At 67.2% G+C, this 22,537-nt stretch carries 21 protein-coding genes and 1 pseudogene; 18 read left to right on the top strand and 4 right to left on the bottom strand.

Features of this window, described 5'->3' with window-relative positions:
* Positions 1–87: 87 nt before the first annotated feature.
* Positions 88–777 carry a GntR family transcriptional regulator gene (locus JZZ72_RS18940; protein WP_043861332.1) on the bottom strand — a complete coding sequence of 230 codons (690 nt, stop codon included), beginning with the start codon at positions 775–777 and terminating at the stop codon, positions 88–90.
* 211 nt (positions 778–988) lie between these two features.
* Between JZZ72_RS18940 and lapG the strand changes: the two genes are divergently transcribed.
* Positions 989–1,681: a cysteine protease LapG gene (lapG, locus tag JZZ72_RS18935; RefSeq protein ID WP_043861331.1), complete on the top strand. Its 693-nt coding sequence runs from the start codon at positions 989–991 to the stop codon at positions 1,679–1,681.
* A 9-nt stretch (positions 1,682–1,690) separates the two neighbouring features.
* Positions 1,691–3,628 carry a cyclic di-GMP receptor LapD gene (lapD, locus tag JZZ72_RS18930; RefSeq protein ID WP_210014895.1) on the top strand — a complete coding sequence of 646 codons (1,938 nt, stop codon included), beginning with the start codon at positions 1,691–1,693 and terminating at the stop codon, positions 3,626–3,628.
* A gap of 75 nt (positions 3,629–3,703) precedes the next feature.
* On the opposite strand, the pseudogene JZZ72_RS18925 reads toward lapD, so the two are convergent.
* A pseudogene (locus tag JZZ72_RS18925) lies at positions 3,704–4,014 on the bottom strand (tryptophan synthase subunit beta).
* 168 nt (positions 4,015–4,182) lie between these two features.
* On the opposite strand from JZZ72_RS18925, the gene JZZ72_RS18920 reads away from it, so the two are divergent.
* From JZZ72_RS18920 to JZZ72_RS18865, 12 genes are all read left to right on the top strand, one after another.
* Positions 4,183–5,082, top strand: coding sequence for a TauD/TfdA dioxygenase family protein (locus JZZ72_RS18920; RefSeq protein WP_043861328.1), 900 nt, complete (start codon positions 4,183–4,185; stop codon positions 5,080–5,082).
* A 20-nt stretch (positions 5,083–5,102) separates the two neighbouring features.
* The gene (locus tag JZZ72_RS18915; protein WP_078481728.1) at positions 5,103–6,122 is read left to right on the top strand and encodes an ABC transporter substrate-binding protein; all 1,020 of its coding nucleotides are present in this window, start codon (positions 5,103–5,105) and stop codon (positions 6,120–6,122) included.
* Between the two features lie 4 nt (positions 6,123–6,126).
* Complete coding sequence (locus JZZ72_RS18910; protein WP_043861326.1) at positions 6,127–6,990, top strand: ABC transporter ATP-binding protein; 864 nt, start codon at positions 6,127–6,129, stop codon at positions 6,988–6,990.
* Between the two features lie 15 nt (positions 6,991–7,005).
* A complete protein-coding gene (locus JZZ72_RS18905) occupies positions 7,006–7,875 on the top strand; it encodes an ABC transporter permease (RefSeq protein WP_054915880.1) in 870 nt (289 codons plus the stop codon).
* Between the two features lie 90 nt (positions 7,876–7,965).
* A complete protein-coding gene (locus JZZ72_RS18900) occupies positions 7,966–8,778 on the top strand; it encodes a tetratricopeptide repeat protein (protein WP_088513902.1) in 813 nt (270 codons plus the stop codon).
* Positions 8,779–8,875: 97 nt separating this feature from the next.
* Positions 8,876–9,328 carry a MarR family winged helix-turn-helix transcriptional regulator gene (locus tag JZZ72_RS18895; RefSeq protein WP_043861339.1) on the top strand — a complete coding sequence of 151 codons (453 nt, stop codon included), beginning with the start codon at positions 8,876–8,878 and terminating at the stop codon, positions 9,326–9,328.
* Positions 9,325–11,415, top strand: a complete 2,091-nt coding sequence (locus JZZ72_RS18890) for an FUSC family protein (protein ID WP_210014894.1) — start codon at positions 9,325–9,327, stop codon at positions 11,413–11,415. Before JZZ72_RS18895 ends, JZZ72_RS18890 begins: the two co-directional genes overlap by 4 nt.
* Positions 11,412–11,624, top strand: a complete 213-nt coding sequence (locus JZZ72_RS18885) for a DUF1656 domain-containing protein (protein WP_043861322.1) — start codon at positions 11,412–11,414, stop codon at positions 11,622–11,624. Before JZZ72_RS18890 ends, JZZ72_RS18885 begins: the two co-directional genes overlap by 4 nt.
* Positions 11,621–12,496 (top strand): efflux RND transporter periplasmic adaptor subunit, encoded by an 876-nt coding sequence (locus JZZ72_RS18880; RefSeq protein ID WP_054915882.1) that lies wholly within the window; start codon positions 11,621–11,623, stop codon positions 12,494–12,496. Before JZZ72_RS18885 ends, JZZ72_RS18880 begins: the two co-directional genes overlap by 4 nt.
* On the top strand, positions 12,493–13,893 hold the full coding sequence (locus JZZ72_RS18875) for an efflux transporter outer membrane subunit (RefSeq protein ID WP_043861320.1): 1,401 nt from the start codon (positions 12,493–12,495) through the stop codon (positions 13,891–13,893). The genes JZZ72_RS18880 and JZZ72_RS18875 overlap by 4 nt, the downstream gene beginning before the upstream one ends.
* A gap of 278 nt (positions 13,894–14,171) precedes the next feature.
* A complete protein-coding gene (locus JZZ72_RS18870; protein WP_043861319.1) occupies positions 14,172–14,414 on the top strand; it encodes a DUF2789 domain-containing protein in 243 nt (80 codons plus the stop codon).
* A gap of 69 nt (positions 14,415–14,483) precedes the next feature.
* Positions 14,484–15,122: a hypothetical protein gene (locus tag JZZ72_RS18865; RefSeq protein WP_054915884.1), complete on the top strand. Its 639-nt coding sequence runs from the start codon at positions 14,484–14,486 to the stop codon at positions 15,120–15,122.
* Between the two features lie 3 nt (positions 15,123–15,125).
* On the opposite strand, the gene JZZ72_RS18860 is transcribed toward JZZ72_RS18865, so the two are convergent.
* Together JZZ72_RS18860 and JZZ72_RS18855 are read right to left on the bottom strand one after the other, a co-directional pair.
* Positions 15,126–15,566 carry a CBS domain-containing protein gene (locus JZZ72_RS18860; RefSeq protein ID WP_043861317.1) on the bottom strand — a complete coding sequence of 147 codons (441 nt, stop codon included), beginning with the start codon at positions 15,564–15,566 and terminating at the stop codon, positions 15,126–15,128.
* A 104-nt stretch (positions 15,567–15,670) separates the two neighbouring features.
* Positions 15,671–16,297 carry a LysE family translocator gene (locus tag JZZ72_RS18855; protein ID WP_043861316.1) on the bottom strand — a complete coding sequence of 209 codons (627 nt, stop codon included), beginning with the start codon at positions 16,295–16,297 and terminating at the stop codon, positions 15,671–15,673.
* Between the two features lie 124 nt (positions 16,298–16,421).
* Here JZZ72_RS18855 and JZZ72_RS18850 point away from each other — a divergent pair, with 124 nt between their 5' ends.
* From JZZ72_RS18850 to JZZ72_RS18835, 4 genes are all read left to right on the top strand, one after another.
* A complete protein-coding gene (locus tag JZZ72_RS18850; protein WP_043861315.1) occupies positions 16,422–17,840 on the top strand; it encodes an aminotransferase-like domain-containing protein in 1,419 nt (472 codons plus the stop codon).
* A gap of 58 nt (positions 17,841–17,898) precedes the next feature.
* On the top strand, positions 17,899–19,896 hold the full coding sequence (locus tag JZZ72_RS18845; protein WP_078481732.1) for a TonB-dependent receptor family protein: 1,998 nt from the start codon (positions 17,899–17,901) through the stop codon (positions 19,894–19,896).
* A 330-nt stretch (positions 19,897–20,226) separates the two neighbouring features.
* Positions 20,227–21,996, top strand: coding sequence for a ShlB/FhaC/HecB family hemolysin secretion/activation protein (locus JZZ72_RS18840; protein ID WP_210014893.1), 1,770 nt, complete (start codon positions 20,227–20,229; stop codon positions 21,994–21,996).
* Between the two features lie 8 nt (positions 21,997–22,004).
* Positions 22,005–22,523, top strand: coding sequence for a toxin-activating lysine-acyltransferase (locus tag JZZ72_RS18835; protein ID WP_210014892.1), 519 nt, complete (start codon positions 22,005–22,007; stop codon positions 22,521–22,523).
* Positions 22,524–22,537: the final 14 nt, after the last annotated feature.

The following is a 22,537-nucleotide window of genomic DNA, read 5'->3' as shown; positions in this document are numbered from 1 at the left end:
GCTGCAACCAAGGTCATAAATGATAATTAGTCTCATTGTTATGGGGCCTTGCGCAATTTGCAACCACTGACCGACCCGGCGGCGCGTTCAGCCCTGCGGCTGGCTGGCCAGGTACTGCCTGATGGCCTGCATGCCCTTGTCCAGGTGCTGGGTCAGAAGCTGTACAGCTTCGTCCACCTGGCCGGCCTGGGCTGCGTCCACCAGCGCGATGTGATCGTCCTGGGTCAGCTTGCCCAGCCCCATCGACGACAGATGAAACCGCAGGAAGCGCGCCTCTTCGCTCAACTCGTTGTCGATCAGGCGCAGCAACTTCTGATTGGGCGCCTTGCGGTACAGGGCCATGTGCAACAGGCGGTTGAGCTGGCCCATTTCGGCGTGCCGGGTCTCGTTCTGCAGTTGCTCGATGTAGCCCCGGGCCAGGGCGATGTCCTCGGCGTCCAGCAGCGGGATCGACTGGCGCAGCGCCTCGCTCTCCAGGATCACCCGCAGCCCGTAGGAGTCCATCGCATCTTCGCTGATCAGCGGGGCCACCACCGCGCCCTTGTGCGCAACCACCTGCAGCAGCGACTGCGCCTCCAGCTGACGCAGGGCCTCGCGCACCGGCATGCGGCTGACCCCGAACAGCGTCGCCAGCTCCTGTTGGCGCAACGCCATGCCGGGTGCCAGGCGCCCGTCGAGGATGGCGCTGCGCAGGCGCTCTTCGATCACGCTGCGCGCCAGGTGAGCAGGCACCTGCTCGTCACCCAGAATGCTCAGGAGTTTGATTTTTTCGGCCACGCTGACTGCCCTGCTAGCAAAGATTGGATCCAATGACCCTAGTGATGACGGTTGCGCCTGTCAAATTCAGGCCGGCGCGGGCCTGCGGGCGTTCGCGGCGGCTATCCTGAATGAAGTCGCAGCGCTTTGGAAGCTTGCCGCCGTGCGCCATTGTCTTTTGCCCGCCCAGCCTGCACCATCGCGATTCCACGATCTGCATGGACCGCCGGCCTTGGCGATACGTTGGGCTTTGCCTCTGACCCCGCGCCGGGCTGGCCTGGCGCTGTTGCTCGGCTGCGTATTGCTGGGCAACCTGCGCGCGGACTGGGACTTTTCCCAGATCAGCCGCAAGGCCCAGGCCCTGTACGGCCCCCTTGGTGCCGGCCAGCAGCGTATCGATGCCTGGCAGCAGTTGCTTGCCACCCAGCGCCAGGGCAGCGAAGCCGAGCGCCTGCAGGTGGTCAACCAGTTCTTCAATCGCCAGTTGCGCTACGTCGAAGACCCCGAACTGTGGCAGCAGGCCGACTACTGGTCCACCCCGATCCAGTCACTGATCAAGGGCGCCGGCGACTGCGAAGACTACGCCATCGCCAAGTATTTCAGCCTGCGCCGCCTGGGTATCCCCAGCGAGAAACTGCGCATTACCTACGTCAAGGCGCTGCGCCAGAATCGCGCGCACATGGTCCTGACCTACTATTCCACTCCAGAGGCGATGCCGCTGGTGCTCGACAGCCTGATCGACACCATCGAGCCGGCCAGCCAGCGCACCGACCTGCTGCCGGTGTATGCCTTCAATGGCGAGGGCCTGTGGCTGACCGGGGCGGGTGGCAATCGCAAGGTCGGCGACAGCAAGCGCCTGTCGCGCTGGCAGGATCTGTTGAAGAAGATGCAGGCCGAGGGGTTTCCCACCGAGCCGGCTTACTGAGGATTGCGGATGTCACTGTTCAAGCAATTGTTGCTCGCCATCTGCCTGTTTCTGGTGGTCGCCTTCAGCGGCAGCTTCATGGTCGGCCTGGAAAGCTCGCGCAGCCAGTACGTCAATCAGCTGCGCGCGCATGCGCAGGACGCCGCCACCGCGCTGGCGCTGTCGCTCACGCCGAACATCGACGACCCGGCAATGGTCGAGCTGATGGTCAGCTCCATCTTCGACAGCGGCTACTACGCCAGCATCCGCGTGATCGACCTGGGCCCCAATGCCCTGCTGGTGGAGCGTCACGCCGAGCCGGACAGCAGCGGTGTGCCGGCCTGGTTCATCCGCCTGATCAACCTGGAGCCGGCCGGCGGCGATGCCATCGTCAGCCGCGGCTGGCAGCAGGCGGCGCGGGTCGAGGTGGTCAGCCACCCGATGTTCGCCCTGGCCAAGCTGTGGCGCAGCGCGCTCGGCAGCCTGGCCTGGCTGCTGGCCTGCGGGGTGGTCAGTGCACTGCTGGGGGCGCTGCTGCTGCGCCGTCAGCTGCGACCGCTGGACTACCTGGTGGCGCAGTCCCAGGCCATTGCGCGTCGCGAGTTCCTCAGTGCGCCGCGCCTGCCGCGCACCCCGGAGCTGCGCCGGGTGGTGCAGGCCATGAACCAGATGGTCGAGAAACTCAAGGCGCTGTTTCTCGAGGAGGCCCAGCGCAGTGAAGCCCTGCGCGCCGAGGCCTGGCAGGACAGCCTGACCGGCCTGGGCAACCGGCGCTTCTTCGAGATGCAGCTGTCTGCCCGGCTCAGCGCCCAGGACGAAAGCCCCGGCTACCTGATGCTGGTGCACGTGCAGGACCTGGCCGGGCTCAACCTGCGCCTGGGCGGCCAGCGCACCGATGCCCTGCTGCAGGCTCTTGCGCAGCAGGTGCAGCGGGTGTGCGCGCACTATCCCAAAACCCTCGATCTGATCGCCCGTAGCCGTGGCGGCGAGTTCGCCGTGCTGGCACCGGGGCTGGTGCATGACGAGGCCGTGCACCTGGCCCAGGAACTGGAGCAGACCCTGCACAGCCTGTACGACACCGGCGCTTCCGACCGTAACCCGGTGGCCTGGATCGGCCTGGCCCCCTACAGCCCGGGCGACGCCCCGCAGGCCCTGCTCGAGCGCTGCGACGAAGCCCTGGCCCAGGCGCAGAGCCAGCAGCTGCCGACGTGGGTCTGCCTGCCCGCGCACGCCCCGGCGCTGCTGGACCACGACTGGCATGCCCTGCTGCAACACGCCCTCGACCAGCGCCGCTTCGAGCTGTTCTTCCAGCCGGTGGTGGCGACGCACGAGCTGGGCCGCGTATTGCAGTACAAGGTGCTGTCGCGCCTGCCCGACGGGCATGGGCAAACCCTCCCCGCCGGGCGCTTCCTGCCCTGGCTCGAGCGTTTCGGCTGGTCGATCCGGCATGACCTGCTGATGCTCGAACAGGTGCTGGCCCACCTGCAGCGCCATGACCAGGCGCTGGCGCTGAACCTGTCGGCGGCCACCCTGGCCGCCCCCCAGGCGTTGCAGGCGGTGTACGAGCTGCTGGGGCGTCACGCGGTGCTGGGCCCGCGCCTGACCCTGGAGATCGGCGAAGAGCAGTTGCCCGACCAGGCCGCGCTCGAGCAGCTGGCACGGCAACTGGGCGCGTTGGGCTTCAAGCTGAGCCTGCAGCACTTTGGCGGGCGCTTCAGCATGATCGGCAACCTGGCGCACCTGGGCCTGGCGTACCTCAAGGTCGACGGCAGCTTCATCCGCGCCATCGATCAGGAGCCGCACAAGCGCCTGTTCATCGAGGCGATCCAGCGCGCAGCGCACAGCATCGACCTGCCATTGATTGCCGAGCGGGTGGAAACCGAAGGCGAACTGGAGGTGCTGCGCGACATGGGGATTTTCGGGGTGCAGGGGCGTTTGATCGGCGAGCCCCGGCCCTGGGCGCCGTAGTGGCTTCTTCGCCGGCCACGCCGGCGCCTGCAGGCGACGGTGACCCCGCAGGCGCCGGCCTGGCGGGCGAAGCTGCTAGATCAACGGCCGCTCCTCATCGATCAGCTTGTTCAAACCCCCATGGTCTGGCGCGCGCTCGAACGGCTGAGCAGCTTGGCCTGTGCGCTCGCCGGCAGGTCGGTGATGCTGATCACGCCCTTGCTGGTCAGTACCTCGATCAAGTCCTCCAGCACCCGGATCATGTCCAGGTCGCTCTGCTGCAGCTTCTTGGCAAACCAGGCCTGGGCCTCCGGCGAATCGTTGGGCAGCGCTTCGTTCTCCTCGGCAAAGGGCGTCGACTCCAACCGCACGATCTGCCCACGGGTGTCGCGTTGCACATAGAACATGGCTTTTCCCCCTGATGACATCTGCTTGATGGCCTCAGCAGCATAGGCCACGCGAGGCGGACAACCCTCTCTATGCTTATTCTCTAAAGGTATTTAAATTATTTTTCTTATGCATTTATATTTATTTCCACGCGCAGTTACCGACCCGACACGTGGGAGTGAAAAGATATGTCAGCGGCCCCTGGCGCCTTGTCGTACACCGACAGCGCCCAACCCCAAGCCTTCGAGATTCGTCCGTTTGCCGGTGCCGTGGGCGCCGAGATCATCGGCCTGGACCTGAGCCGTCCGGTCAACGCTGGCGATTTTGCGCGCATCCACCGCGCGCACCTGGACCACCATGTGGTGGTGTTCCGCGACCAGCGCATCACCCCCCAGCAGCAGATCGACTTCAGCCGCCGTTTCGGCGTGTTGCAGATCCACGTGCTCAAGCAGTTCCTGCTCGGCGGCCACCCCGAGATCCTGATCGTCTCCAACATCATCGAGAACGGCCAGAACATCGGCCTGGGCGATGCCGGCAAGTTCTGGCACTCGGACCTCTCCTACAAGGAACTGCCCAGCCTGGGCTCGATGCTGCATGCCCAGGAGCTGCCCAGCGAGGGCGGCGATACCCTGTTCGCCGACATGCACAAGGCCTGGGACCAGTTGCCCGCCCACCTGCGCGCCGCCGTCGAAGGCCGCAGCGCCGCGCACTCCTACACCGCGCGCTACAGCGAAACCAAGTTCGAAGGCAACTGGCGCCCCACGCTCACCGCCGAGCAACTGGCCCAGGTGCAGGAAGTGATCCACCCGGTGGTGCGTACCCACCCGGAAAACGGGCGCAAGGCGCTGTTCGTCAGCGAGGGCTTCACCACCCGCATCGTCGGCCTGCCCGAGGACGAAAGCCGCCAGATCCTGGCCGAGCTGTACGCCCACAGCGTGCTCGAACACAACATCTACCGCCACCAGTGGCAACCCCACGACCTGGTGTTCTGGGACAACCGCTCGCTGATCCACCTGGCCGCCGGCTGCCCCGCGCACCTGCGCCGCAAGCTGTACCGCACCACCATCCAGGGCGACGCCCCTTTCTGACCCGTCTTCAGGAGTACCGCATGCGCAACTCAATCAGCCGCCTGGCGGCCAGCATCGGCCTGGGCGTCAGCCTGCTCGCCGGCAGCCTCGTCGCCCCCGCCACGGCCCAGGCCGAAGGTGAAATCCGCATCGCCGAACAGTTCGGCATCGTCTACCTGCTGCTCAACGTGGTGCGCGACCAGCACCTGATCGAGAAGCACGGCAAGGCCCAGGGCATCGACATCAAGGTCGACTGGACCCAGCTCTCGGGCGGCGCCGCGATCAACGACGCGCTGCTGTCCGGCTCGGTGGACATCGCCGGTGCCGGCGTCGGCCCGCTGCTGACCATCTGGGACCGCACCTACGGCCGCCAGAACGTCAAGGCCGTGGCCTCGCTGGGCAACTTCCCGTACTACCTGGTCAGCAGCAACCCCAACGTCAAGACCATCGCCGACTTCACCGAAAAGGACCGCATCGCCCTGCCGGCGGTTGGCGTCTCGGTGCAGTCGCGCTTCCTGCAGTACGCCGCCGCCCAGCAGTGGGGCGACAAGGACTACGCGCGCCTGGACAAGTACACCCTGGCGGTCCCGCACCCCGACGCCACCGCCGCGCTGCTGGCCGGCGGCACCGAGCTCAATGCGCACTTCTCCAACCCGCCGTTCCAGGACCAGGCGCTGGCCAACAAGAATGTGCACGTGGTGCTCGACACCTACGACCTGCTCGGCCCCAACTCGCCCACCGTGCTGTTCGCCACCGAAAAATTCCGCAACGACAACCCCAAAACCTACCAGGCCTTCGTCGACGCCCTGGCCGAGGCGGCCGACTTCGCCCAGCACGACAAGGGCGCGGCGGCCGATACCTACATTCGCGTGACCAAGGCCAAGATCGACCGCGAGGCATTGCTCAAGATCATCGACAACCCGCAATACGAATTCAGCGTCACGCCGAAGAACACCTACAAGCTGGCCGACTTCATGTACCGCATCGGCGCGATCAAGCACAAACCCGAATCGTGGAAGGACTACTTCTTCCAGGACGCCAAGCCACTGCAGGGGAGCTGAGCGCATGACCGCCCGCTTGCCAGGCCACACGGCCAGCAACCTGAGCCCCGTGAGCGCACCGGCGCTGCTGCAGGTGGACAACCTCAGCCTCGAATACCGCACCGCCCAGCGCGTGGTGCGGGCCACCCACCAGGTCAGCTTCGAAGTGGACAAGGCCGACCGTTTCGTCCTGCTCGGCCCCTCAGGTTGCGGCAAGTCGACCTTGCTCAAGGCCGTGGCCGGCTTCATCGAGCCCCGTGAGGGCGCGATCCGCCTGCAGGGCCAGCCGGTGCACGGGCCGGGCCCGGACCGCATCGTGGTGTTCCAGGAGTTCGACCAGCTGCCGCCGTGGAAAACCGTCAGGCAGAACGTGATGTTCCCGCTGCTGGCCTCCGGCACGCTCAAGCGCGCCGAGGCCGAACAGCGCGCCCTGCATTACCTGGACAAGGTCGGCCTGGCGGCATTTGCCGATGCGTACCCGCACACCCTCTCCGGCGGCATGAAGGCGCGCGTGGCCATCGCCAGGGCGCTGGCCATGCAGCCCAAGATCCTGCTCATGGACGAACCCTTTGCCGCCCTCGACGCGTTGACCCGGCGCAAGATGCAGGAAGAACTGCTGCTGTTGTGGGAGGAGGTGCGCTTCACCCTGCTGTTCGTCACCCACTCCATCGAGGAGGCGCTGGTGGTGGGCAACCGCATCCTGCTGCTGTCGCCGCACCCGGGGCGCGTGCGCGCCGAGATCCACAGCCACCAGTACGACCTGCACAGCCTGGGCGCTGCCGACTTCCAGGCCAGCGCGCGGCGCATCCATCGTCTGCTGTTCGACGATGATGCCGCCGCCGAGCAGGACGCCGCCCTGGATTTCACCGACATCCGCATCGCCTACTGACCGGGAGCCCCACCGATGACCACCTCTGCACCGGCTCCGCGTCAGGAGTACGAAGTCACCCTTGAACCCCTGCTCAGCGTACCGCTGGAACGCGAGCTGCCCCTGGGCCAGCGCCTGTGGCAACAGGGCTGGCTGCGCAAGAGCCTGATCCTGATCCTGCTGGCGCTGGCCTGGGAAGCCGTGGCGCGCTATCAGGGCAACGACCTGTTGCTGCCCAGCTTCCTGCAAACCGCCGCGGCGCTGTACGACGGCCTGCTCAGCGGCGAACTGCCGGCCAAGGTCGGGGTGTCGCTGGTGGTGCTGCTCAAGGGCTACCTGCTGGGCATCGTGCTGGCCTTCGGGCTCACCAGCCTGGCCGTGTCGACCCAGATCGGCCGCGACCTGCTCAGCAGCCTGACCTCGATGTTCAACCCGCTGCCGGCCATTGCCCTGCTGCCGCTGGCGCTGCTGTGGTTCGGTCTGGGCGACAACAGCCTGATCTTCGTGCTGGTGCACTCGGTGCTGTGGGCGCTGGCGCTCAACACCTATGCCGGCTTCATGGGTGTGTCCGAAACCCTGCGCATGGCCGGGCGCAACTACGGGCTGCGCGGCTTGCGTCTGGTGGTGCACATCCTGATTCCGGCGGCGCTGCCGTCGATCCTGTCGGGGCTCAAGATCGGCTGGGCGTTCGCCTGGCGCACCCTGATCGCCGCCGAACTGGTGTTCGGTGCCACCAGCGGCAAGGGCGGGCTGGGCTGGTACATCTTCCAGAACCGCAACGAGCTGTACACCGACAAGGTGTTCGCCGGCCTGGCCGTGGTGATCCTCATCGGCCTGCTGGTCGAGAGCCTGGTGTTCAATACCCTCGAGCGCGTCACAGTACGGCGCTGGGGCATGCAGCGCTGAGCGCATCGGGGCGACAAAAGTGCGCGTCCTTGTCTAGGCTTGCCTCACAGGGTGGCATGGGCCACCCACCGGTCAGTCAGGGATGAACCGTTGTCTGCTGCCAGCACCATCTACCCACTGCTCGCGCGGCTGTTGCCCAGGGTGATCGCCCCCGATCCGGGCGGGCAGACCCAGCGCCACACGGCCGGCATCGGCATGCCGGCCCAGCGTGCGGTGCTCGGCAGGGGCTTCTGCCTGGTCAACCGCCTGGACGAAGCCGTCGACCTGCAGGCGGTGTATGCCGACCTGCGCCAGCAGGCCCTGGATGGCAGCGTGGTGGCTCTCAACGACCTCGGCTGGGTATGGCTCAACGGCAAGTACTGGCGTGCCGAACCGGCCCTGGCCGGGCGCCTGCTGCGCATGGCGGCGCTGCAGGGCAGTGCGGTGGCCTGGTACAACCTGGGCCAGCAGCACTATTTCGGCAAGGGCGTGACCATCGCCTACGCCAGCGCCGCCGAGTGCTACCGGCAGGCCTTCGAGCGCGGCCTGGACGAAGCCGCCGCGGCGCTGGGCGACCTCTACGAAGAAGAGATCTGCGATACCCACCTGCAAACCTGGCAGGTCGATCCGCAGCGCGCCTACGACTGGTTCATGCAGGGCGCCCAGCGCGGCGATGGGCGCTGCCGGTTCGAGATCGGCTACCGCCTCCTGCATGGCCAGCAGGTGCGGGCCGATGCCAGGCTCGCCGTGTACTGGCTGGAGCTGGCGGCCGCAGCGGGGGTGATGCCGGCGGCCGAGGAACTGGCCATGCATTTCAGCGTGGCCGGCAACCCCATGCGCTATCTGTTCTGGCGCGACCGGGCGATCAGCCTGGGCAGCCCGCGGGCGCTGACCCTGAAACACGAAGACCAGTACCGGCGCTGACCTCGGCCGACGGATGCCGCATTGCCGCTATTGACGCCCGGGGCGTTGATCGAAGAACATTGATAGTTAGCAAACTATGAATCTCGACACCTTGCCCATGAATCTTGATGCACTGCAACTGAACATCAGCAGCGGCATGGTCGCGGCCAGCCGTCACTGGCGGCGCATCTGCCAGGCCACGCTGGTCGGCTACGGCATCTCCGAAGCCTGCGCGGTACCACTGCTGATGATCGTGCGCCTGGGCGACGGCGTGCACCAGGTGGCGGTGGCCCAGGCCGCAGGGCTTGAAAGCCCGTCGCTGGTACGCCTGCTCGACCAGCTGTGCAGCGCCGGTTTCGTATGCCGCAGCGAAGCCCCCGGTGACCGCCGCGCCAAGGCCCTGAGCCTGACCCCGCGCGGGCGCGAGCTGGCCGAGGCGATCGAGGCCGAGCTGGTGCGCCTGCGCCGCCAGGTGCTGCACGACATCCCGCCCGCCGACCTCGAAGCGGCGCTGCGTGTGGTGCGCGCCTTCGAAGACGCCGCGCAGCGCTCGCCGGGCGTGCCTTCATGAAGGACTTCTTCAGCTCCATGCCGCCGGCGCGGGACTGGTTCTACGGCGTGCGCACCTTCGCCGCGTCGATGATCGCCCTGTACATCGCCCTGCTCATGCAACTGCCGCGCCCCTACTGGGCGATGGCCACGGTCTACATCGTCTCCAGCCCGTTCGTCGGGCCCACCAGCTCCAAGGCCCTGTACCGCGCCCTGGGTACACTGCTGGGCGCGGCGGGGGCGGTGTTCCTGGTGCCGCTGCTGGTACAGACCCCGTTGCTGCTCACCTGCGCCATCGCCCTGTGGACCGGCACCCTGCTGTTTCTCTCGCTGCACCTGCGCACCGCCAACAGCTACGCGCTGATGCTGGCCGGCTACACCCTGCCGATGATCGCCCTGCCGGTGGTGGACAACCCGCTGGCGGTATTCGACATCGCCTCCTCGCGGGCCCAGGAAATCTGCCTGGGCATCGTCTGCGCGGCGGTGGTCGGGGCGATCTTCTGGCCGCGCCGGCTCACCCCGGTGGTGGTCGGCGCCACCGGCAACTGGTTCGCCGAGGCGATCCGCTACTGCGACACCTTTCTTGCCCGCCAGGCCACGCCCGAAACCGTGGGCGGGCTGCGCGCCTCGATGGTCACCACCTTCAACTCGCTGGAGATGATGATCGGCCAGCTGTCCCACGAGGGCGCGCGGCCGCAGACGGTCAAGAATGCCCGCGAGCTGCGCGGGCGCATGATCCACCTGTTCCCGGTGATCGACGCCCTCGACGACGCGCTGCTGGCCCTCGAAGGCCGCGCCCCGGCCCAGGCGGCGCAACTGCAAGGCTTGCTGGAGCAGGCCCGCAGCTGGTTGCAGGCCAGCGCCGAAGACGCCTCGGTGGCGCGCTGGACGGCCCTGCGCGAGCAGCTCGAACGCCTGCAACCGAGTGTCGCCGCCCTCGACGAGCGCCCCGGCCTGCTGCTGTCCAATGCCCTCTACCGGCTAGGCGAATGGATCGACCTGTGGCAGGACTGCTGCAGCCTGCAGCACGCCATCCGCGACGAAGACCTGTCGCCCTGGCGCGCGGTGTACCGGCACTGGCGCCTGGGCCGCCTGACGCCGTTCTTCGACCGTGGGCTGATGCTCTACTCGGTGTTCTCCACCTTCACCGCGATCCTCGCCGCCACCGCGCTGTGGATACTGCTCGGCTGGCCCGACGGCGCCAGCGCCGTGATCCTCGCGGCGGTGGCGTGCAGTTTCTTCGCGGCCATGGACGATCCCGCGCCGCAGATCTACCGGTTCTTCTTCTGGACCACCCTGTCGGTGGTGTTCGCCAGCCTCTACCTGTTCCTGGTGCTGCCCAACCTGCATGACTTCCCGATGCTGGTACTGGCGTTCGCCGTGCCGTTCATCTGCGTCGGCACCCTCACCGTGCAGCCGCGCTTCTACCTGGGCACCTTGCTCACCATCGTCAACACCGCCTCGTTCATCAGCATCCAGGGCGCCTACGACGCGGACTTCCTGACCTTTGCCAACGCCAACCTGGCCGGCCCGGTGGGGTTGCTGTTCGCCTTCATCTGGACCCTGGTGGTGCGCCCGTTCGGCGTGGAGCTGGCGGCCAAGCGCCTGACCCGCTTCAGCTGGCACGACATCGTCGGCATGACCCGCCCGGCCAGCCTGGCCGAACACCGGCGCCTCGGCGTGCAGATGCTCGACCGCCTGATGCAGCACCTGCCGCGCCTGACCCAGACCGGCCAGGACACCAACAGCGCGCTGCGCGACCTGCGCGTGGGGCTCAACCTGCTCGACCTGCTGGCCTACATGCCACGGGCCACGCCGCCGGCACAGGCGGCGCTGGCGCAGGTGATCGCTGAGGTGGGTGCGCACTTTCAGGCGTGCCTCAAGGCCCGCCGCCGCCTGCATGCGCCGGCCGACCTGCTGCGCAGCATGGAGCGTGCGCGGCATGCCCTGAACCTTGAGGCCATGGCCGACTGCGGGGAAACCCGCGTGCACCTGCTGCATGCCCTGAGCGGCCTGCGCCTGGCGCTGCTGCCGGGGGTGGAGGTGGTGCTGGAACCGTCCGACGATCAACCGCAACTGCCCTACGGCATCGATGGAGCCCCCCTGTGATCGGTGAACTGGATATCAGCGGGGTATTTCTGCCCACGCTGCTGGTGATGATGGTCTTCACCTATGTGCTGTTCCTGGGGGTGCACGCGGTACTCACGCGCCTGCACTTCTACCGCCTGGTCTGGCACCGGGCGCTGTTCAACGTTGCTCTCTACGCCGTGCTGCTGGGCACGGTCGACCACTTTTGCCGAAGCCTGATGCTGCCATGAAAAAACCTTTACTGACCCTGGGCCGCGTGGTCCTGACCCTGCTGGTGGTATCGCTGGCAACCGTGCTGGTGTGGCAGATGGTGCTGTACTACATGTTCGCCCCCTGGACCCGCGACGGCCACATCCGCGCCGACGTGATCCAGATCGCCCCCGATGTGTCCGGGCTGATCCAGCAGGTGTCGGTACGCGACAACCAGGTGGTCAAGCGCGGCGACGTGCTGTTCAGCATCGACCAGGACCGCTTTCACCTGGCCCTGCGCCAGGCCCAGGCGACCCTGGCCGAACGCCGTGAAACCCTGGCCCAGGCGCAGCGCGAGGCGCGCCGCAACCGTGGCCTGGGCAACCTGGTGGCGCAGGAGCAGCTCGAAGAAAGCCAGTCGCGCCAGGCCCGCGCGCAATCGGCCCTGGCCGAGGCGCAGGTGGCGGTGGACGCGGCGCAGCTGAACCTCGACCGTTCGGTGGTACGCAGCCCGGTCGACGGCTACCTCAACGACCGCGCCCCGCGCGCCCACGAGTTCGTCAGCGCCGGGCGCCCGGTGCTGTCGGTGGTCGACAGCAACTCCTACCACGTCGATGGCTATTTCGAAGAGACCAAGCTGGGCGGCATCCATATCGGCCAGGCCGTGGATATCCGCGTGATGGGCGACGACGCGCGCCTGCGCGGTCGCGTGCAGAGCATCGCCGCAGGCATCGAGGACCGTGACCGCAGCAGTGGCGCCAACCTGCTGCCCAACGTCAACCCGGCCTTCAGCTGGGTGCGCCTGGCACAGCGCATACCGGTGCGCATCGCATTCGACGAGGTGCCGGAAAACTTTCGCATGATCGCCGGGCGTACTGCCACGGTGTCGATCATCGAGGATGCCGCCCGATGAAACGCTTTGCGCTGCTGGGCGCAGGGTTGCTGCTGTCGGCCTGCCAGATGGTCGGGCCCGACTACAGCGTGCCCAAGGAGGCGGCGGTCAATCGCGGCGACCTGCAGGGCGCGCTGCGCAGCGACGCCGACAGCGTGGTCTCGGCACCGGTGCCCGCCAACTGGTGGCACCTCTACCAGGACCCGCGCCTCGACGCGCTGGTCAACCAGGCGCTGGCCGCCAACACCGAACTGCGCGTGGCCGCGGCGAACATCGCGCGGGCGCGGGCACAGGTCGAGGAGGCCGAGGCCCAGGGCGGGTTCAATGGCGGGGTCAAGCTGGGTGCGCAGCGCCTGCAGGAGTCCGGCGAAGCCTTTCTGCAACCCGACAAGGTGCCGGTGGCCAACATCGGCGAGGCGATCCTCAGCGCCTCGTACCAGTTCGACCTGTGGGGCACGCTCAAGCGCGGCGTCGAGGCCGCCCAGGCCCACGCCGACGCCACCCAGGCTGCCGCCGACACCGCCCGCATCACCCTGGTGGCGGATGTGGTGCGGGCCTACACCCAGGTGTGCGCGGCCAACGAGGAATACCACATCGCACGGGCCTCGCTGGACCTGCAGGAGCAGAGCGTGACCCTCACCCAGCGCCTGCGCGATGCCGGGCGCGGTGACGAAACCCAGGTGACGCGCACCGAGACCCAGTTCAAGTCGCTGCGCGCCGAACTGCCGCGTTACCAGGCCATGCGCGAGGCGGGCCTGTACACCTTGTCGATGCTGCTGGCCAAGCCGGTCGAGCAACTGCCGGCGGGTACCGCGCACTGCGCCGAGCTGCCGCACATCGCGCAACGTGTGCCGGTGGGCGATGGCGCCGCGCTGCTCAAGCGCCGCCCCGACATCCGCCAGGCCGAACGCAGCCTGGCGGCGGCCACTGCCGGCATCGGCGTGGCCACCGGGCAACTGTACCCGGACATCAGCATCGGCGCGCAGGTGGGCACCATCGGCATCCTCGAGAACCTGGGCAAGCCGGCGACCAACCGCTGGGGCTTTGGTCCGCTGCTGACCTGGACCGTGCCCACCAATGGTTCGCGGGCACGCATTCGCCAGGCCGAGGCCTCGACCCAGGCGGCGCTGGCGCATTTCGACGGGGTGGTGCTCAACGCCATCCGCGAGACCCAGACCAGCCTGGCGCAGTACAGCGCGCTGCTTGACCGGCGCGACGCGCTGGCCGAGGCCGAGCGCTCGGCGCAACTGGCGGCCGACCAGACCCACCGGTTCTTCAAGGCCGGGCGTGAATCGTTCCTGGCCGACCTGCAGGCCACGCGCACCTACACCGACATGCGTGCGCAGCTGGCGGCGGCCAATACCCAGGTCGCGATGGGGCAGATCGGCTTGTTCCTGGCGCTGGGCGGCGGCTGGTAGCAACCGCTATCTTGCAAGGCCATTCTGGCCCGCTCCCACATGGGCAGCGGTGATCCTTGTGGGAGCGGGCTTGACCCGCGATTGGGCCGCAAAGCGGCCCCCACCCACCCTTGAGCGACGCCATCGGCATCGGAACGTCTGCATGTACCGCAACTGCAGCGACTAAACTCCAGCGGTCGGGACCGGCGGTGAAATTAAACGCCAACCCGACTGACCTCGAACGACCTGTGCGCTGTCTACCCCATTCAACCCGGCCTGACGTCCAGAAGGAGTGACCCATGGAAGCACCTACCCACAGCTTTAGCGCCCTGTTCAAGCAGCTTGGCCTGCCCGATGATCCCAAAGGCATCGACCAGTTCATCACCAGCCACTCGCCGCTCAAGGGCGACATCAAGCTGGTGGATGCGCCGTTCTGGACGCCGGCACAGCGCGAATTCCTCAAGGAGGCGATTCTGGAGGATGCCGACTGGGCCGTTCAGTTCGACCAGCTCAACGAGGCGCTGCGCAATCCCCGCAAATAAGCGCTGAGCGGCACCTGTACCTGCAGTTGGCGTTGCTATGCTCAGAAAAACAATAAGGGGATGGCGCCAATGAAAGATCCCTACGCACCCGGCTTCTGGGCGGCCGTGACCGCCCTGGGCCTGCTGAGCACCGGCTATTTCTACGGCGTTCGCCAGCTCTACCAGCTGGTGGAGGCCATGCACTTCATGTACGCGGCCGCCGCCGTGATTGCGGCGCTGGCCCTCACGGCCCTGGCCTGGAGCAGCTGGCAGCAGCTCAAGGTGCGCAAGCGCCAGCTAGAGCAGGGCCGCACCCTGGTGGCCATCTGGAACACCAAGGTTGCCCTGCGCCGGGTCGAAACCGTATTCGACCGCTACTTCTGGGGCAGCTACTGGCAGCCGGGGCGCACTTTTCAGGAAGTGATGGGCGAGCTTGAAGGCACCCCGCTCGAACAGAGCCTCGAAGCCCTCAAGCGCCAGTGCCAGCAGCTCGACCAGCAGACCCGCGGGCGCCACCGCTACTGGCTGAACAACGCCCGCGAACTTTCCAGCGTGGCCACGGCCATGGCCCGCGAACGCTACCAGCTCGACCTGTGCGACTCGCAGCAGAGTGCCGGGCGCGGCAGCGCCGTGCTCAACCGCGATCTCGAAGTGCTGGTGTACACCTGGTCGGCGCGCCTGCGCAGCTTCGACCACCAGCTCGACGAGCTGGAGGGCGAATACCGCTGAGGTTCATTCGCCGCGGATGTACTGCTCCAGTTGCAGGATCAGGTTGGCCTGTTCGGCAATCGCCGCCTTGACCAGGTCGCCAATCGACAGCAGACCGATCAGTTGGCCGTTCTCCACCACCGGCAGATGGCGCAGATGGCTGTTGGTCATCAGGTTCATGCACACCTCCACGCTCTGGTGCGGGTCTACCGTGACCACCGGTGCGCTCATGATGTCGCGTACCGGCGTGCCCACCGACGAACGCCCCTTGAGCACCATCTTGCGGGCGTAGTCACGCTCGCTGATGATCCCGACCACCTGGCCGTCATCGACCACCGGCAAGGCGCCGACGTTCTTCTCGCCCATCACCATCAGCGCCTCGAGCACCGTCTGGTGCGACCTGATGGTGTGTACCGCATGGTGTTTTTCTTCTTTGGTATTGAGCAGCTCTTTCACGGTTTTCATGTGCAGCCTCGGCGGTGGATAAGCGGCGATGCCTATCCCCTAAGAATCGTGCACGGATGCCCACTCGGCAAGGTTGAAAACGCCATGGGGCCGATTGAAAAACGTCATGCTCCGTCGAAACCGCGCATCAGCATCAACGCCACGCCTGTCAGCAGCACCGCCGTGGCCCGTTGCAGCAGGCGCCGACGCGCCGGCTGCTGCAGCACATGACGGATGCGCTGGCCGAAATAGCAGTACAGGCAGCCGCTGGCAAACTGCAGCAGCAGGAAGGTCAGGCCGAGCACGGCGATGTCGCGGGTGTGGCTGGCAAACTGCGGGAACACCGCGCTGAACATCAGGATGCTCTTGGGGTTGGACAGCCCGGTCAGCAGGCCCCTGGCGAACAGCGCCCGGAAACCCTCCAGCGCCGGCCCGCCGCTATCGCCCAGCGCCAGCCCGGTACTGGTCCACTGCCGCCAGGCCAGGTACAGCACATACGCGACCCCCAGGGCCTGGATCAGCTGGCGCACCAGCGGGTAGCCCTGGATCAGCGCCGAAAAGCCCAGTGCAAACACCAGAATCGACAGCAGGTAGGCCACGCTGGCGCCCAGTTGCGCCGGCAGCGACTGGCGCAGGCCGGCCTTGAGGCCCAGGCTCAGCAACAGCAGGGTCATCGGCCCGGGGCTGAAGGTCATGCTGGCGCAGAACACCACGAAGTAACCGAAAGAGGAGGGCGTCAGGCCGAGGCTCATGGGGCAGTGCTCACAGTGCAAAGGCCGCAGTCTAGAGCGCGGGCCACGCTGCGGGCAGGCCAAGCAGCGGGCAATCGCGCCCGACTTTACTGGTAGGATTACCGGTAAACCTGTGGAGACCTGCATGCTGCCCGTCATCGAGTTCTGCCCCGGAACACCCAAGGTCCAGCAGATCGCCGAAGCCTGGGCGCGTGCCATCGAGGCCGGCGAGCTGCCGGCGGGCAGTCGCCTGCCGCCGGTGCGCGAACTGACCGCGCAACTGGGCGTGAGCAAGTTCACCGTGATCGAAGCGCTGGACCGCCTGCGTGCCCGCAACCTGATCACCTCCAGCCAGGGCCGCGGGCACTTTGTCGCCAGCCGTCACGCGCCGAGGGTGCCGGGGGGCGACACCGACTGGCTGCCGCAGGACCTGGCCAGCGTGCTGCGCCGCTCACTGCTGGCCGATGACAACAGCCTGCGCCCCGGCAGCGGGCACCTGCCGCCCGACTGGCTGGAGCCCGGCAACCTGCGCCAGGCATTGCGCGCCGTGGCCCGCTCCACGCGCCTGCGCATTGGCGGCTACGGTACGCCGGCCGGTTACCTGGCGCTGCGCCAGACCCTGCAGACGCGCCTGCTCGGCCAGGGCATCGCCGCGCCGCTGGAGCAGATCGTCACCACCAGCAACACCGTGCAGGCGCTGGACATGCTGCTGCGGGTGATGCTGCGCCCGGGCGATTGCGTGGTGCTCGACAGCCCGTGCTATTTCAACTTCCACGCCAACCTGGCCCTGCACGGCGCGCGCATCGTCACCGTGCAGCGCACCGCCGAGGGCCTCGACCTGGCGCGTTTCGAACAGCTGCTGGCGCAGCACCGGCCCAGGCTGTACCTGACCACCAGCGTGCTGCACAACCCCACCGGGCACTCGTTCACTGCGGGCCAGGCGTTCGCGCTGTTGCAGCTGGCGCGTCAGTACGACTGCCATGTCATCGAGGATGACCTCTACGCCGACCTGCACCCGCAGGCGCCGGCCCGCCTGGCGGCGCTGGCGGGCCTGGAGCAGGTGACGTACCTGTCCGGGTTCTCCAAGACCCTCAGTGCCAACGCCCGGGTCAGCTATGTGGTGGCCGCGCCGCAACTGGCCGCCAGCCTCACCCACATGAAGCTGATGAGCGGCGGCATTACCTCCGAACTGCTGGAGCAGGTGGTCGACCAGCTGCTCACCGATGGCAGTTACGACAAGCACCGCAAGCGCCTGCAACTGCGCCTGCAGGAGGCGGCCGGGCGCGTCGAGCAGCGCCTGCGGGCGCTGGGCTGCGAGCCGCTGCAGGGGTATGCCGGCGGCCTGTTCATCTGGGTGCGGCTGCCCCCCGGTTGCGACGCCCAGGCCCTGGCCCGTGCAGGCCTGGCGCGGGATGTGCTGCTGGGGCCGGGCAGCCTGTTCGGCCCCGAGCCCGGCCTGTTGCAGTGCATGCGCTTCAACGTCGCCTGCAGCGACGACCCGCAGCTATGGTCGGAGCTGGCGGTACTATTGGACAGTTTTGCCGACCCGGCATCTGCGTTATAACGAACCCCCAAAAACGTCGGCACAGTGTGTAGCCGGCGGCCACCTTCAAGGAGTCACCATGTTGCCAAGGCGGCCCACCGTCCTCACCTTCCTGTTGCTTGGCGCGGGCTCCGCGAGCGCCGACAGTGTCGACCTGGCGCCGCTGGAAGTTACCTCCACCCGCGTGACCTCCGAATGGTTGCAGACCCCGGCCGCCGTCAGCTCGGTGAGCGTCGCCGACAAGCCCGGCGAACAGATGCTGACCCTCGACAGCCTGCTGATGGCGGTGCCCGGTGCGGTGCCGCAAAGCCGCTACAACATGGCCCAGGGCATGCGCCTGTCGATTCGCGGCTTTGGTGCCCGCTCCAGCTTCGGCATGCGCGGCATCCGCGTACTGGTCGACGGCGTGCCGTTGACCATGCCCGATGGCCAGACCGAGATGGACGGTGTCGACTTGAGCCTGGTGGAAAACATCGAAGTGATCCGCGGCTCGGCTTCCACCCTGTACGGCAACGGTGCCGGCGGCGTACTGGCGATCACCACCCGCGAGCCCTCGCTGGAGCCGCGCACCCTCGTGGACGTGGGTGGCGGTGCCGACGGCTATCGCCGCGTGCGTGCCGAAACCAGTGGCACCTCCGGCAACCTTGGCGGGTTGCTGGCGCTCAACGTCACCAACATGGACGGCTACCGCGATCACGCCGCCTCCGAAGCGCGCAATCTCACCGGCAAGCTGCGCTGGCAGGCCGATGCCGGCGTGCTGGGGGTAACCTTCCAGGCCCTCGACAACCGCTCCGAAGACCCTGGCGCCCTGACCCTCGCGCAGGTGCGCGACAAGCGCAGCCAGGCGCGCCCGCAGAGCCTGCTGTTCGACTCCGACGAACAGATGAACCAGCAACGCCTGGCGGTCAACTGGACCAGCCAGCTGAGCGACACCGACAGCTACCAGCTGCGTACCTGGCTGGGCCGGCGTGACTTCGGCAACCGGCTGCCGCTGCGCGCGGGCGGGCAGACCACCTACGAACGCCTGTTTGCCGGTGTCGGCGGGCAGTACACGCACCTGGCCAACTGGTTCGGCCTGGGTCATCAGCTCACCACCGGCATCGACATCGAGCAGCAGCGCGACGACCGCGAGCGGCACAACAACGAAGTCGGTGGTCACACCGGCAACCTCACCCTGCGCCAACGCGAAAAGGCCGGTGGCTATGGGCTGTACGTGCAGGACAGCATCGACCTCACCGAGCGTCTGCAACTGACCCTGGGCGGACGCTATGACGCCACGCGCCAGTCGGTCGACGACCGCTTCCCGAGCGACGGCGACGCCTCCGATGCGCAGCGTTTCGAAGACTTCAACTACAGTGCCGGCCTGAGCTACCGCCTTACCGAGCACACCATGGCGTATGCGCGGGTGGCCACCTCGTTCGAGACCCCCACCCTCAACGAACTGAGCAACCCGACCGCAGGCGGCTTCAACACCGGGCTGCAACCGGCGCGGGCGCTGACCCGCGAGCTGGGTGTGAAGGGCGAGTGGGACGACCTGCGCCTGGAGGCGGTGGTGTACAGCATCCTGCTCAAGGACGAACTGGTGGCGCAGAGCACCGACCGCGGCAACACCTACAGCAACGCCGGCAAATCGCGGCGTGACGGCTTCGAGTTGAGTGGCGAATACCGCCCTGTGGATAACTGGCGCCTGTCGATGGCCTACAGCTACAACGACTACCACTACACCCGTTTCGAGGGCTATGACGACAACCGTCTGCCGGGCATTCCCCGGCAGACCTTGTTCACCGAGGTGGGCTACGAGTCGGATGCGTTCTATGCACGGGTCAACATGAACGCCTATGGCCCGCAGTATGCGGACAACGCCAATGAGGCGCGGGTGGCGGGCAATGCCTTGTTCAACCTGCGCGTGGGCACGGTACTCAAGCTTCAGGGCCAGGAGCTGGAACCGTACGTGGGTGTGGATAACCTGACTGACCGGCGTTACTACGACAACCTGCGCATCAACGACACAGGCGCCCGTTACTACGAGCCGGGCCCAGGTCGGACCTTGTACGCGGGCATCCGCGCGAGCTTCTGAAGACCTGACACCGAGCGAACAAGGCTGGCAACGCCGATCCTGCAGGCCATGGCGCGTTGCAATCGATGCAGGAGCCGGCCTTGCCGGCGAAGCGCCGCGCGGCTGGCACCTTGTGAGGTCGCATCTGTTGCCATCCCCTGCAAAACCTTGAACCCCATCACGTTTCCCACACCCCGTTGCAACTTTCTCGCGATATCCCCGTCAGAGCGGTGCGGAAGAGGTTGTAGGACAAATCACCGTCCCTCACAGCAGGCTTGAACATTCAGCCGCGCACAACGCTCCGCCCCCCGATAACACTCCCCCTAGAATTCCGGCCCACAAGGATGTGCCATGCTGCCGATCGCCCATTGCCGGGCGTTGACGACACGTGTTGCCCACTGCTTCGTCAGCACCTCGCGCCCCACTCCCGCTGCACTGCTGCTGGCCCTCGCTGCCTGGGCCGCCGGTGCCGGCACCGCCGCACACGCCGCCGACCCGAATGCCGAGCTGCTGCGCCAGCGCGACCGCGAGCGGGTGCAGCGCGAGCAGCTCGAAGCACGCCCCGACGTGCGCCTCGAAGCACCGCTGGCCGATGAAGGCGACGGCCGCCTGCCCGCCAACGAAACCCCGTGCTTCCCCATCCGCCAACTGCGCCTGGTGGGTGATGCGGCCGAGCGCTTCCAGTGGGCGCTGCGCGCCGCCAACCCCAAGAATGACCCGGCCACCGGGCGCTGCCTGGGCAGCGCCGGCATCAACCTGACCATGAAGCGCATCCAGAACGCGATCATCGAAAAAGGCTACGTCACCACCCGCGTGCTGGCCCAGGCCCAGGACCTCAACAGCGGCGAACTGACCCTGACCCTGATTCCCGGGCGTATCCGCGACATCCGCTTCGCCGAAGGCACCAGCTCGCGCGCCAATGCCTGGAACGCGCTGCCGGCGCACTCGGGCGACCTGCTCAACCTGCGCGACATCGAACAGGCCCTGGAGAACTTCAAGCGCGTACCCACCGCCGAAGCCGACATCCAGATCGCCCCGGCCCAGGCCCGCGACGCCGGCCCCGGCGAGAGCGACATCGTGATCGCCTGGCGCCAGGCCTTCCCGGCGCGGCTCAGCCTGTCTGTGGATAACTCCGGCAGCAAGACCACCGGCAAGTACCAGGGCAACCTGGCGTTGTCGCTGGACAACATCCTCTCGCTCAACGACCTGTTCTACGCCAGCGCCACCCACGACCTGGGCGGCGGCGAGTCGGGCAATCGCGGCTCCAAGGGCAACACGCTGCACTACTCGCTGCCGTTCGGCTACTGGCTGCTGGGCTTCACCACCAGCGAGTACGACTACCACCAGCAGGTGGCCGGCGAGAACGAGACCTACCAGTACCGCGGCGAAACCCGCAACAACGAGCTGCGCCTGTCGCGCCTGCTGTACCGCGATGCGGTGCGCAAGACCACGGCCTGGGGCAGCCTGTGGACGCGTACCTCGGAAAACTTCATCGACGACACTGAAATCCAGCTGCAGCGCCGGCGCATGGCCGGCTGGGAAGCCGGCCTGAGCCACCGCGAATTCATCGGCGCCTCCACCCTCGACCTGAGCGCGGGCTACCGCCGCGGCACCGGTGCCCACGGCGCACTGCAGGCGCCAGAAGAACTCACCGGCGAAGGCACCTCGCGCTCCAAGATCATCAGTGCCGATGCCCAGCTGCAGGTGCCCTTCATCGCCTACAACCAGCGTATGCGCTACATCGGTGGCTGGCGCGCGCAGTGGAACCGCTCGGCGCTGGTGCCGCAGGACCGCTTCTCCATCGGCGGGCGCTACACCGTGCGCGGCTTCGACGGCGAGAACATCCTCTCGGCCGAACGCGGCTGGACCCTGCGCAACGAGATCGGCCTGGCCCTGGGCGATACCGGCCAGGAGCTGTACACCGGCGTCGACTACGGCGAAGTCAGTGGCCACTCCAGCGAGTACCTGGTGGGCAAGCGCCTGGCCGGTGCCGTGGTAGGGGTGCGCGGCGGCTACAAGGCGCTGTCGTATGACTGGTCCTGGGGTACGCCGCTGAAGAAGCCCGACGGTTTCGAAACGGCCAACATCACCAGTGCCTTCACTGTCTCTTTGTCGTTCTGAGGCCCGCCATGCGTATCGATCGCTTCGACATCATCGCCCCCGGGCTCTTCGACGAGCCCTGGAACGAGGCCACCGTGCTGGGCTCGGCCACCTGGCTGTGGATGCACTCCACAGCTCACCGCGACGCACCGCTGCACAGCCTGGCCACCCTGTTGCTGCCGGCGCTCAAGCACCGCCAGTTCGTGCTCGGCAGCGAGGCCGGCAAGCCGGTGTTCTACCTGTCCTGGCTCAACCTCGACGGCGCCGCCGAGCAGCGCTACATCGAGCGCTCGCCTGTCGAGATGGCCGATGCCGACTGGAACAGCGGCGAACGCCTGTGGATAAACGACTTCGTCGCCCCGTTCGGGCATGCGGCAACGCTGGCGCGCCTGGTGCAGCGCCAGCTGTTCCCCAACAGCTGCATGCGCGCCCTCGACCACCAGGGCGAAGTGCGCGGCCTGCGGGTCAAGACGCACCTGGGGATCGGCGTGATTCCCGAACAGGCCAAGGCCTGGTTTGCCGCTCACCCGCTGGAACTCACAGCGTAACCCTGACTTCTGGC

The sequence above is a fragment of the Pseudomonas palmensis genome (assembly GCF_017848315.1).
Lineage (GTDB): Bacteria > Pseudomonadota > Gammaproteobacteria > Pseudomonadales > Pseudomonadaceae > Aquipseudomonas > Aquipseudomonas palmensis.
Note: the sequence above shows the minus strand (reverse complement) of the source record. Positions and strands in the feature narration are given on the sequence as shown.